The organism is Nocardia sp. NPDC049707 (assembly GCF_040674855.1).
Lineage (GTDB): Bacteria > Actinomycetota > Actinomycetes > Mycobacteriales > Mycobacteriaceae > Nocardia.
Map to the genome: position 1 here is coordinate 1 of NZ_JBFANN010000026.1, position 12,425 is coordinate 12,425.

Annotated in this window: 11 protein-coding genes; 8 read left to right on the forward strand and 3 right to left on the reverse strand. The window is 66.1% G+C overall.

The genetic code is table 11. The features are described 5' to 3' along the window. The first annotated feature begins 219 nt into the window (after nt 1-219). The 3 genes from AB0J29_RS22365 to AB0J29_RS22375 all read left to right on the forward strand — a co-directional run bounded on the left by AB0J29_RS22365 (nt 220) and on the right by AB0J29_RS22375 (nt 4,617). A complete protein-coding gene (locus tag AB0J29_RS22365; protein WP_364789312.1) occupies nt 220-1,074 on the forward strand; it encodes a polysaccharide deacetylase family protein in 855 nt (284 codons plus the stop codon). Nucleotides 1,075-1,282: 208 nt separating this feature from the next. Further along, on the forward strand, nt 1,283-4,030 hold the full coding sequence (locus AB0J29_RS22370) for an ATP-binding protein (protein WP_364789315.1): 2,748 nt from the start codon (nt 1,283-1,285) through the stop codon (nt 4,028-4,030). Continuing rightward, on the forward strand, nt 4,027-4,617 hold the full coding sequence (locus AB0J29_RS22375) for an ATP/GTP-binding protein (RefSeq protein WP_364789318.1): 591 nt from the start codon (nt 4,027-4,029) through the stop codon (nt 4,615-4,617). Before AB0J29_RS22370 ends, AB0J29_RS22375 begins: the two co-directional genes overlap by 4 nt. Nucleotides 4,618-4,649: 32 nt before the next feature. Here the strand turns inward: AB0J29_RS22375 and AB0J29_RS22380 are convergent, their stop codons facing one another. Beyond that, nucleotides 4,650-5,399 carry a hypothetical protein gene (locus AB0J29_RS22380; protein WP_364789321.1) on the reverse strand — a complete coding sequence of 250 codons (750 nt, stop codon included), beginning with the start codon at nt 5,397-5,399 and terminating at the stop codon, nt 4,650-4,652. A gap of 64 nt (nt 5,400-5,463) precedes the next feature. On the opposite strand from AB0J29_RS22380, the gene serC reads away from it, so the two are divergent. The 3 genes from serC (at nt 5,464) to AB0J29_RS22395 (ending at nt 8,972) form a co-directional block, all read left to right on the forward strand. Then, nucleotides 5,464-6,588: a phosphoserine transaminase gene (gene serC, locus AB0J29_RS22385; RefSeq protein ID WP_364789324.1), complete on the forward strand. Its 1,125-nt coding sequence runs from the start codon at nt 5,464-5,466 to the stop codon at nt 6,586-6,588. Nucleotides 6,589-6,787: 199 nt separating this feature from the next. Continuing rightward, nucleotides 6,788-7,918, forward strand: a complete 1,131-nt coding sequence (gene sepH / locus AB0J29_RS22390; protein WP_364789327.1) for a septation protein SepH — start codon at nt 6,788-6,790, stop codon at nt 7,916-7,918. A 310-nt stretch (nt 7,919-8,228) separates the two neighbouring features. After that, the gene (locus AB0J29_RS22395) at nt 8,229-8,972 is read left to right on the forward strand and encodes a hypothetical protein (RefSeq protein WP_364789330.1); all 744 of its coding nucleotides are present in this window, start codon (nt 8,229-8,231) and stop codon (nt 8,970-8,972) included. A gap of 94 nt (nt 8,973-9,066) precedes the next feature. On the opposite strand, the gene AB0J29_RS22400 is transcribed toward AB0J29_RS22395, so the two are convergent. Then, nucleotides 9,067-9,378, reverse strand: a complete 312-nt coding sequence (locus AB0J29_RS22400; RefSeq protein ID WP_364789333.1) for a DUF2537 domain-containing protein — start codon at nt 9,376-9,378, stop codon at nt 9,067-9,069. Nucleotides 9,379-9,468: 90 nt separating this feature from the next. Beyond that, nucleotides 9,469-10,272 (reverse strand): RNA methyltransferase, encoded by an 804-nt coding sequence (locus tag AB0J29_RS22405; RefSeq protein ID WP_364789336.1) that lies wholly within the window; start codon nt 10,270-10,272, stop codon nt 9,469-9,471. 372 nt (nt 10,273-10,644) lie between these two features. Between AB0J29_RS22405 and AB0J29_RS22410 the strand changes: the two genes are divergently transcribed. Beyond that, on the forward strand, nt 10,645-11,850 hold the full coding sequence (locus AB0J29_RS22410) for a GNAT family N-acetyltransferase (RefSeq protein ID WP_364789339.1): 1,206 nt from the start codon (nt 10,645-10,647) through the stop codon (nt 11,848-11,850). A 100-nt stretch (nt 11,851-11,950) separates the two neighbouring features. After that, nucleotides 11,951-12,358, forward strand: a complete 408-nt coding sequence (locus tag AB0J29_RS22415) for a nuclear transport factor 2 family protein (protein ID WP_364789342.1) — start codon at nt 11,951-11,953, stop codon at nt 12,356-12,358. The last annotated feature ends 67 nt before the right edge of the window (nt 12,359-12,425 follow it).

Sequence of the window (12,425 nt, forward strand, 5' to 3'; positions counted from 1 at the left end):
GCGTCCGGATGAATCCGGATTCACCGTTTCCAAGCACGACAGCCTCCGCGTCAGCCGCTTGAACCGGGATCCGCATAGAGGGGCCGAGTCGGCACTCGGACGCGAGACAGCAGGGGGCCGCGAACACGCCGCGCCGAAGGCGCGGCAAATCAAACACCGCGTAGCATCCCCGGGTGAATGGCCGGGAGAGAGAGTTAACGGGGAATGCTGGATAGGAACGTGTCACGGCGGCGGCTGATCGGGCTCGGTGCCGCGGCCGCGGCCTTCGTCGCGGGTTGCAGTACCGATAAGGGCAGTACGACTACCGCGCAATCGAGAACGACCGCGAACGCCGTTGACGTGCAGGCCATCCCCAGATCCCCGTTGCAGCAGGCGCCCGCGGCCAACTCCCCCGCGGCGGTGGCCGCCCGGCACGCGGGTGCGCAGCCGACGCGGTGGGGCATGGAGATGGATGGCATCACCAGCACTTTCGCGGCGACCGGCAAACAGATGGCGCTCACCTTCGACGCATGCGGCGGGCCGGGTAACAACGATATCGATGAGACATTGCTGAATCTGCTCATCTCCCAGCAGATTCCGGCCACCCTCTTCCTGAATAAACGCTGGATCGATGCGAATTCTGGTCGCGCCGCGCAATTGGCGGCCAATCCGCTGTTCGAGCTGGCGAATCACGGTGTGGCACACAAACCGCTCTCGGTGACCGGCCGGGCCGCCTATGAGATTCCGGGCACCGACTCGCCACAGGAGGCCGTCGACGAGGTCTGGGCCAATCACGAACGGCTCACCACCTTGCTCGGCAAACCGCCGCGCTTCTTCCGCCCGGGTACCGCGCACTACGACGATGTCGCGGTCGCGATCGTCAACGAGTTGGGTGAACGGCCGGTCGGTTTCAGCATCAATGCCGACTACGGCGCCACCGCGAGCGCGGCGCAGGTCCAGAATGCGATGAAAGCCGCCGCGCCCGGCGCGATCTCGCTGGCGCATATGCACCGGCCGAATTCCGGAACGGCCGCCGGAATGACGGCGGCGCTGCCCACACTGCGTTCAGCGGGGTTCACCTTTGTTCATCTCTGAGCACCGTTGCCATCGATAGTCCAGGTCGGCACGGCGTTGGCCCGGCGCATCGCGGGACCGAAGATCACGGATTGGAATGGACGTCTGCGGGATCGCGCCAATAGCGCGCAACCCTCGGCGGCGAGCCAGTATGGTACCGATGCGGACTTGTGTCCCGACGTCAGCCGACCGCGTGCCGGTCGCTCGAAAATCAATGGTGAGACGGATCATGGCCGTGCACCGGGCATTTCGCCAACGCGAGGTGACCGGATCGGCCCGATCCGCGCGGAAGGCGGTAGCTAGGGTGGCGCAGGGAATCTTCGCGCACACTCGATGGCGGAATCTCGAGCAGTGGCGAGTCCGCTGGAAAGTCGGTGCGGCCGTTGCGCTTCCGCTGGCCGCGGCCATTCTGCTCGGCTGTCTGCGCCTGACGGTCTTCTTCGGCGATTACTCCGAATACAACAAGGCGGCCGATCGCATCTCCGATATTCCGGCGATCACCGCACTCGAATCGGCGGCCTCGACCGTCGCCGGCGGGCAGGTTTACGGCACCACCACCGACCAGGATCTGGTCGAATTGTCAACGGCTATCACCGAAGCCACAGTGCGCGCGGGACGCAAGGGCATCGACGCGACGGTCGCCAGGGCGTTGAAGCAGATGACCGCGACCAGCGAGGTCATCCGCTCGGGCGGTAAGGGCGGCGCCGATCCGGTGAAGGCCGTCGAGCTGAACAATGCGATCGTCGCCGATGCCATCGGCACCGTGGACAAATTGCTCACCCCGATCGGCGTCGGCTCCGTCGTGGCCGCGAAAGCGCAGGTCTCCGATGTGCTGGTCGCCAAGGTCGAGGGCTTCAACTGGCTGATGGCGGCCATGTCGGCGATGCAACAGCCGTCCAAGGCCGAAGGTTTCGCTATCGCGCAGGGGCGCTTCCTGACCACGGCCGATGCGGTTGAGCGGGTACTGCCCACCGCCAAGCCCGATCTCGATCGGGTGGTGCGCCCCAACAACCTCGCGCTGAAGGGCATGATCGAGGTCGCGATGCGCACCCACGCCGTCGATCTGGCGGAAATGCGGCGGATGACCATCGAATCCCGCGATGTCTTCACCGGATTGACGCGCCAGATCGTGCAGGGCGTCATTCGCGATGTCGACGACAAGGTCGCCACGGCCCAATCCGCAGCTCTGCAGGCCTCCCTGGTGGTGCTCGGGACCGTCATCGCGGCGCTCGCACTGGCGCTGTGGGTCGCACACTCGCTGCTGCAGCCGCTACGCAGGCTGCGGGCGGGCGCCACCGAACTCGCCGAGAAGGACCTCCCGAGCGAGGTCGAGCGGATCATGCGCGGCGCTCAGCTCGCGGATATCGAGGTGAAACCGGTGCCGGTGCACACCGGTGAGGAGATCGGCGAAATCGCCCGCACCGTCGACGGTTTGCACACCCAGGCCCTCAAACTCGCCGCACAGCAGCAGCTGCTGCGCGATCAGGTCAACGGCATGTTCGAGACCATGGCGCGGCGCAATCAGACGCTGGTGGATCGCCAGCTCAGCATGATCGAGGCGCTCGAATTCGAGGAGAAGGATCCCGAGCGGCTCGGCCACCTGTTCCGACTCGACCACTTGGCCGCGCGCATGCGGCGCACCAGCGCCAATCTGCTGGTGCTGGCCGGGACGCGGTCACGCCACGATCGGTCCGGACCGATCGAGGTGCGCGATATTCTGCGCGCCGCGGTGTCCGAGGTCGAGGACTATCAGCGGGTCAAATCCGGTGCCACACCTGATGGTTGGGTCGCGGGCATCGCGGCCACCGATGTGGTGCATCTGATCGCGGAGATGCTGGAGAACGCGCTGCGGGCCTCGCCGCCCGATAGCGATGTCACTTTCGCCTACAGCCGGACCTCCGAGGGCGGCCTGCTCATCGAGGTCGTCGATGAGGGCATCGGCATGGTGGCGGAGGAACTGAACGAGATCAACGAGCGGTTGGCGACACCGACCGCGGTCACCGTCGCGACGACCCGGCAGATGGGCATGTTCGTGGTCGGCAAACTCGCCGACCGGCACGGCATTACCGTTCGCCTGCGCCGGACACATGATCGCGCGCTCAGTCCGGGAATCACCGCGAGCCTGCACATTCCGCCCGCGCTGATCGAGGTGCCGTCGCAGGATTCGGATGATCCGTCGACGCTGGAACCGTTGATTCCGGTGCATCGGGACACGCTCGGCACCAAGGCGGCGGCCGAGGCAAGCGCGGGTGTTGCCAAGCCAACGGCCAATACGGTGGCACCCTCTGCCAAGTCCGCACCCGCGGCGCGGCGGATCGGTGCGCCGCCCTCGCCCGCACCAAAACCGGCGGAGTCCACGGCCGATGTGGCCGCGGCACCGTCGGTGATCACCAGTTATGGTCTGCCGAAACGGGTTCCGGGAGTCAATCGCAAGGGACGTCGCAAGGCACGCGGGGCTGCCGCGACGTCGCCGAGCACAACCGCGGCCGGTTCGGGTCCTCCGACCGGGCCACAGGAGCGGGTGGCCGAGACGGCCTCGTTGTTCCACTCCGGAGCGGAGGATTCGGCGGAGTCCGTCGAATCCACTTCGAACGGGTCGGCGCAGCAGACCGAGGGGGGAGCGGCGCCGCCGATTTTCGCTGGCATGATGTCGGCGTGGTTGGCTGATCCGACCACAGGGGAGCTGCCGGTTCCGACAAATTGGCATTCGGCGGCGGATGAGGGCTGGTCCGCGGCAAAGCGGGCGGCGGATGCGCCGATCACAGAAAGGACAACATCCGGGCTACCGAAACGAGATCCAGGGAATCAGTTGGTGCCGGGAGGGGCCGAATCGGGGTCGGCGGCAACGGAATCGGCGGCGAGCACGCGCCGCGACCCGGATACGATCCGCACAGGATTGAACCGGTATCAACGGGGGGTACGTGACGGAAGAGCCACTGGTAAGTTGAAAACCCTTGCAGCCGAGGATGTTCGATGACCGCACCTGAACAAGCACCACCCGAAACCGCCTCCCGCGCGCTCTCGGCGAAAATCGTGATAGCCGGCGAGCTCGGCGTCGGCAAAACCACGCTGGTCGGCGCGGTTTCGGATATCGTTCCGCTGAAAACCGAAGCGCTGATGACCGATCTGGGCTCCGAAATCGACGACACCTCGGCGGTTCCGGATAAGACGACCACCACGGTGGCCATGGATTTCGGCCGGATCACCCTGAACGATGGTCTGGTGCTGTACCTGTTCGGCACCCCCGGCCAGCACCGATTCTGGTTCATGTGGGACGACCTGAGCCTCGGCGCGATCGGCGCGATCCTGCTGGTCGACACCCGTCGGGTGGACGAAAGTTTCGCCGCGGTCGACTATTTCGAGGAACTCGGACTACCGTTCCTGGTCGCGGTCAACGAATTCGAGGGTGCCCCCAAGTTTCCCGAGGAGGCCATCCGCGATGCTCTCTCGCTATCCGACGATGTCCCGGTGATGACGATCGACGCGAGGGATCGAGAGTCCGCCAAGACCGCGCTCATCACCCTGACCGGCCATGCGCTGGCGCGGGTGAAAGCCAAGAGTTAGCGAAATGGCGGCTCGTGCACCGAGCCGCCTCGCTATTCCTCGCCGAGGGAGGCGAGCCAGTCGACCGCGACGGATTCGCCGCGGTCGACGGTGAAGAAGGCGACCTCGAGGTGTTGGCCCAGATCGACGAGGCCGATCGCGGCCAGCGGTACCGGTTGGATCAGGCGCACGCGCCACGGTTTCACCTCGTCCCAGGCGCGCAGTTCGAGGTCCAGGCGCAGCACCGGGTCGTCGCGACCGGCGTAATCGGTGGCGACCGGTGTGGCGGCGAGCACGGTCGCATCGGCGCGGCGGCCGTCGGAGAGGATCTTCGAAATGCTCATCCGGCCGGTATCGGCGATATCGGGAACATAGAGCACCACGCGGTCGCGATCGCCGGGATCGACCCGGCAGCCGATCACATCACCGGGCTGCATCCACTCCAGGTCGTCCTCGCGCATCCGCTGCCGTACCCGGGTTTCATAGGGCAGCACACCTTCTACCTGCACGCGAACCCAGAAAACGTGTCCGGGTCCACTGCGCCCCGCGACGTTCGTGTCAGGCCTGGAGGCACCACGGGGCGCCGCCGAGACAGCGCTGGGCAAGGCATACGCGCGCACGAAGGGCCTCGCGAACGACGCCATCGAACTCTGCCGCACACCGAGGATGGTCGCCGAGCCGATCACCCCGCGCAGCAGCAATTCGCGCCGCTGCGCATCCGATAACGCACCCGCGCGCAGTCCGAAGTTCCGCGGTCCCCCACTGCGCGCTCGCCACCCCGAGTTAGCCGACGCCAGGTTCATGGGTGCTAACGTTAGCCGGAGTGTGGTCAGAGTCACAGCAACACCACCGTCTACCCTATTGGCCATGACCGCTGAGTTCCCGACCATTCCCGACGATCTCAAACCTGCCGACGGACGGTTCGGCTGTGGCCCCTCCAAGGTCCGCCCGGAGCAGTTGCAGTCTCTGGTGTCCGTTGGCGCCTCGGTGTTCGGAACCAGTCACCGGCAGAAGCCGGTCAAGGATGTGGTCGCGCGGGTGCGCAGCGGCCTGCGCGAGCTGTTCACGCTGCCCGACGACTACGAGGTGGTGCTGGGCAACGGTGGCACCACGGCATTTTGGGATGCCGCCGCCTTCGGCCTGATCCGGGAGCGCTCGCTGCACCTGACCAATGGCGAGTTCAGCTCGAAGTTCGCCGCGGTGGCCAAGGGCAACCCGTTCATCGGCGATCCGATCGTGGTCTCGGCGGAGCCGGGCAGTGCGCCCGAGCCGGTCGCGGATCCGTCGGCCGACCTCATCGGCTGGGCGCACAACGAAACCTCCACCGGTGTTTCGATCCCGGTGCAGCGTCCGGCGGGTTCGGAGCACGCCCTGATCGCCATCGACGCCACGTCCGGCGCGGGCGGCCTGCCGGTCAACATCACCGATGCCGATGTCTACTACTTCGCACCGCAGAAGTGCTTCGCCTCCGACGGCGGCCTGTGGGTCGCGCTGATGAGCCCGGCCGCGCTGGCCCGGGTCGAGGAGATCAAGGCCTCGGGTCGCTGGACCCCGGACTTCCTTTCGCTGCCGATCGCGATCGACAACAGCACCAAGGATCAGACCTACAACACCCCGGCGCTCGGCACCCTGCTGCTGTTCGCGGACCAGATCGAGTGGATCAACGGCAACGGCGGCCTGGACTGGGCGGTCAAGCGGACGCTGGATTCGTCGTCGCGGCTGTATGCCTGGGCCGAGTCGAGTTCCTTCGCCACCCCGTACGTCGCGGATCCGGCGCATCGCTCACAGGTGGTCGGCACCATCGACTTCGCCGACTCGGTCGATGCGGCCGCCGTCGCCAAGGTGCTGCGCGCCAATGGAATCGTCGACACCGAGCCCTACCGCAAGCTCGGCCGCAACCAGTTGCGCGTCGGTATGTTCCCCGCCATCGACCCCGAGGATGTTTCGCAGCTGACGCGTAGCATCGATTGGGTTGTCGAAAAGCTGGGGTAAATCGAGCTCGGTCATTGCGACACGCCCACTTTCGACACGCCGTATCTCCAGCGCTGCGAGTTGAATAGAGCAGATTAGCGGGGCGCGCAGGGTCTTTCGCAGATTTCCGCCCCGCGTGTCTTGCCGCCAGATCATCAGTAGTGCACTACTGTTTCGGAAAGTGGGCGGTGTCGCGAGCCGACGCGATAAGGAGGTAACGGTGCGTGAACTTCGAGTGATCGGGGTGACGCCCGATTCCACGCACATCGTGTGTATCGACACCGAGACCGGCACCAAGTACCGGCTGCCCGCCGACGACAAGCTTCGAGCCGCCGCACGCGGAGACCTTGCCCGATTCGGCCAGATTGAGATCGAGATGGAAGCAACTATGCGTCCCCGCGATATTCAAGCTCGTATCCGTGCCGGGGCATCCGTTGAACAGGTCACCGCAGAATCCGGTATGCCGCTGAGTCGCGTGGAGCGATTCGCCTATCCGGTACTGCTGGAGCGGGCCCGCGCCGCCGAACTCGCGCAGAAGGCGCATCCGGTGCGCGCCGACGGTCCGGCAGTGGAAACTCTCATCGATATCGTCACCGCCGCGTTCACCGAACGTGGGCACACACTCGAGAATGCCGAATGGGATGCCTGGAAGGACGAAAAGGGCTTCTGGGTCGCGCAATTACAATGGCAGAACGGCCGTTCCGAGATAGCGGCGCATTGGCGCTACCAGCCCGACGCGCACGGCGGCTCGGTTTCCCCGCTCGATGATCCGGCCTCGGATCTGATTGATCCCGACTTCGGCCGTGCCCTACGCGGGCTCGCCACCATCCTGCCGCCACAGGCGCAGATCGAGGCGCCCGCGGCGCCCGAACCGCCGGTAGTAGAGACACGGCCGGTGGAAACTCGTCCAACCGAGCCGCCGCGTCCGGCACGCGAGGCCGTCGCGGCACCAGCACGTCCGGCGGCGCGGACCCAGCCGACTCTGGACGAGTACTACGAGCAGCGTTCCGTTGTGGTCGCGGGCAGCAGTACCCCGGTCGGTGCGGGCGGTACGGCGGCCGCGATTCCCGCCGCCGCGAGCACGAATGCCATTCCGGCCGCCAGCAGTCCGGTCACCGCCGGGACGAATACGACTTCGGTCGCCGGTAGCGCTCCGGCCGGTGCGGCCACCGCCCCGTCCGCACCCGCTGCGCCCGCTGCAACCGCTGCGCCCGCCAAGGCCGCGAAGCCCGCAGCGGACGAAGCGCCGAAGAAGGCACCACCTACGAAGCCGGCTAGAAACAAGCGAGGAAAAGCACCGATGCCGTCCTGGGAGGACGTGTTGCTCGGAGTACGCAGCTCGGGGCACTGACTCCCGTTCCCGCACTCGGGTTCCGCGCGCATCAACTCCTGATCAAGATCAGGTGGACATGGTGGTGGGATCTCTCGTGCGATGCCGCCACAGGTTCCACCTGATCTTGATTCCAGGTCTGGGGCTGGCTGGCGTGTTCGGATGCGGAAGGTAAGACGTTGGGGCGGCAGTGCGGGTAGATTTTTTGGTGTGTTGTCGACTTGATCAGTCGACGTCGGGCAGTTCACGGTGGCGGGAGTTGCTAGCGGACGCCGTGGGTTGCTAGAAGTTCGCGGAGCTGTTTGGTGCAACCATCGGGAGGTGCCGGAAAATGCTGTCCAAGGCTTCGTCTCTCTGGTACGTCGACGCACAGGATCCGTTGGCCGTACTCCACGCGAACCACGATCCGGATCCCGAAGCCGCGCTCGCGCTGGCGAAACAGCTGCACACCGACCGCGATGTCAGGCCGATTATGGTCGGCACGCTGGGTGGGTGCGGCGGGCCGGCTGCCGACGAGGTGTATATCGGCTGTTATCCCGGGGTGACGGTGGTGTGCTCGGCGCAGGCAGCGCGGGTGCATCCGACGGCGCTGCCGGAGTTGCTGGTTCGCCCACTCGCCTCGGAGCACACCTATCTGATCTCGTTCGACGCCCATTACGGATGGGGCGCGTTCGCCCATTGGGAGCGTGGCGAATTCCGGCGCTCGTTCAGCTCGACGCGGGTGAACATCCTGGAAGACGAGGGCCTTCCGCTGGTTTGGGAACGTTCATTTTGGGCCGGTGATCATCCGGTGCGGTGGCAGGCCGGCGAACTGCCCAACCCACAAACCCTCCCTTTCGACCCACCCGATTTCGCCGACGCCGCTAATAACGAATGGCTCGGCTTCCAGTACCGCGCGCCATCCCCGGAAGGCGCACTGGTACCAGGCGATATCGCGGTCTGCGGATTCACCCTCTACCCCAAGGGCCAAGCCCCCGACCCGGCCGACCTGATACCGCTGGAGGAGCGCAACGGCGATACGAAACCGAGACGAGGTCTGCTCAATTGGCTGCGAGGCATTGATCGCGTCTCGTGAGCCGGTGCTATCGGCTTTACAAAGATCGACCGCCCACCCGACCGGCTCCGTGCCCCCCAACTGGCGGTCGTGGTCGCGCGAGCTACGAAGCCTGCTAGCTCGACAGACCGCCGATGATAAGGACGAACCAACCGAGCAGCACACCGGCGGCGCCCCCACCGATGACCCAGCGGGTCACGGGTACCAGACGCCAGCGCCACGCGGTGGGGGCGGCGCCGCCGACCGCGATCAGGTTGACCACGATCGCGAGCAGCGGATGGACGTCCGCCAGCGCCGAGCCGAACGCGTACACACCGACAGCCGTCAGCAGCGCAACCATGATCGCGACAGTGAGACCGGCGGCCCACGGGGTCGGATCCTGATACGGCTGGTAGGGCCGGTACGCGCCGTTCGGGAAGTAACTCACGGCTGCGCCTCGCTGACGCTCGGCTCCGCCGTGAGCCACGGCACGCTGTGTCTTTGGTTCACTCGCTGACGCTCGCTCACGACCGCACCCTCATGACGTCCTCACCCGTTCATAGAACGCCATGGCGGCCGCGGTCGCCACATTGAGCGAATCGGTGCCGGGTGACATCGGGATGCGGGCTCGAATATCGGTGGCTCGCATGGCTTCCTCGGTCAATCCCGGTCCCTCCGCGCCGAGCAGCAGCGCCACCCGCTCCCCCGTCATCGCCGTCGCCAGATTCACCGCTGCCGGGTTCGGAGTGAGCGCGATCAGCTGGAAACCCTTGCTCCGCAACATATCCAGGCCCTCTGGCCACTTCGGCAGTTGCGCGAACGGCACCCGCAGCACATGTCCCATCGACACCCGCACCGCACGCCGATACAGCGGGTCGGCGCATCGATCGCCGAACAGAATCGCCTCGACACCCAGTCCGGCGGCATTCCGGAACATCGAGCCGAGATTCTCGTGATCGTTCACGCCCTCCAACACCGCGACCGTGCGGGCCCGCTCGATGACGTCGGCCACGCTCAACTCCGCGGGCCTCCGAGCCACCGCGAGCACCCCGCGATTGAGATGGAAGCCGACCACCTCCGCCATTACCTCGGCTGTCGTCCGGTAGTACGGCACGTCGATGCCCGACAACTCGGCCGCGAGTTCGGCACGCCGCTTCTCCACCCCGAACAGCGCATTCGGCCGAAACCGCGAATCGAGCATCCGCTGCACGACCACCACACCCTCCGCGATCACCAGCCCCTTGCGCCCGGGCAGATCCGGCCGCAGATCCGCGGACTTCAGGTCGCGAAAGTCATCGACCCGCGAGTCAGTGGGGTCGTCGATATCGATCACTTCGGCCACCGCTACATCCTGCCGGGCGCCGACATCGCCGCGAAAACCGGTGCCGAACCGCTCGGATCCGGCGACCGCCCGACCGGAACGCTATTGGAGACAACGGGCGACAGGCACAGGCACAAGCACAAGCACAAGCACAAGCAACTCCCGACACGCGACCGGCAACGGCCGACACGCGACAAGCAACGGCCGACACGCAACGGGCAACGAGCAACGGGCAACGGGCAACGGGCAACGGGCAACGGGTGATGGCGCCGTGCTCGGGAAAGAGCCCAGTCCAACGCGTTCGTTCTGTCGTACGGACTGGACACGGCCATGAGCCCGCCGGAGCGCGGAAAATCGGCTGCGGGGTGGTCGCGCGGATGCGATCGTCGAGGGATGACGCGTATACCAGGCATCACCATTCGGTCGGCCACTGACGATGATATGGCGGACATCCAATTGCTCGGCGACACCTCGTTCGGGATGCGCAGCGACTCAGCCCGCGCGGAATTGCGGGCACGGCTCTTTCCGACCGAGGACGCGATCGTTGCCATCGACAACGGACGAGTCGTCGGACATGCCAGGTCGACCCGAATGACGCTGACGGTGCCGGGCGAACGCACTGTCGATGCTTGCGGAATCGCCGGAGTCGGGGTCGCGCCGCCGCACCGACGGCGCGGGATTCTGCGAGCCATCTACACCGAGCAGCATCGCCGCACCGAGGCGGCCGGACTCGCGCTGACCATCTTCACCGCGAGTCAGGGCGCCATCTACGGCCGGTTCGGATATGGGCCGACGATTCGGGAGAATGCGGTCTCGATCGATCGGCGGTTCGTCGAATTCCTGCCGTCGGCACCAGATCCGGGCGGCGTGGTGCTGAGCACGTTGGCCGACGCGGGCGAGCCGGTACGCGCGATCTACGACCGGTGGCGGCGCCTAGTGCCCGGTGCGCAGGTGCGTCCCGAGGCGCGATGGCACATGGAGTTCGCCGATCCGCCGGCGTTCCGCGACGGCGGCACCGATCTTTTCGCATTCCTGCACCCGGACGGTTACGCGCTGTACCGCTATCACCGTCGCGAACATGGGATGGTCGCGGTGGTCGCGGACATGCGCGCGGTGACCTCGGAAGCAGGTATCGCGTTGTGGCGGGCGCTATTCGGATTGGAACTGTGCAGCCACGTCGAGGCGGCGATCAGCGACAACGATCCGCTCCCATATCTGCTCACCGATCTGCGACTCGTGCGCACGAAGGCGCGCTACGACGCACTGTGGTTGCGGCTCATGGATGTTCCCGCCGCCCTGACCGCTCGCACGTACCTGCGCGACCTCGATGTCGTTCTCGCAGTACAGGATCCGTTCCGCAATGCGGGCGGCACCTTCGCGCTGAAGGCGCGCGACGGCATCGCCGAATGCGCACCGACCACCCGCCCACCCGATTTCGAACTCGGCATCGACGTCCTGGCCTCGATGTACCTCGGCGCATACCCGGCCCGGGTCTTCGCGGCCGCCAACCGTTTGCAAGCCAAGGACGCCGGGCGACTACGCGCCCTCGACGAGGCATTCGGCGCGGAACGCGACGCCGTGCTCGGCTGGGCCTTCTGAGCCGAACGGTCAGGCGGCCACCAGGAATTGTTGGCGCAGCCAATGAATACCTGCATAGTTGGCGACACCAATGTTGGAGTCACCAATAAAGGAGGATGCCATGTCCAGCGATACTGTGATTGCCGACCGTCTCGAGATCGCCGACCTGTTCACCCGGTTCGCCAGACTGCTCGACGAGCAGCGATGGGAGGATGCGGACACCATCTTCACCGAGGATGTGGCGGTCAACTCGCCGCGAATCCAAGTCCGCGGCATCGACAAGGTCGTCGACTACATGCGACAGGCCGAGGTCGAGGGCGAGCACACCCAGCACACGAACGCGGACCTGCTGGTGAATTTCGACCGCGACCAGGCCGCGGCGACGGCGAACTCGGTGGTGTACTACTACCGCGACGGTCGACCGCCCCACCAGACCGGCGGCCTGCGACTGGTCGGCACCGTGGTACGGACGCCCGCGGGCTGGCGATTCGAAGCCCGGATCATGCTCGCCTGGATGCACAAGGATTGATCTCGCGCGGCGCAGCATGAGCTTGGAACCGCTGTTCGGCCATCAGCGCGGACCTCGCCCGGGTTGG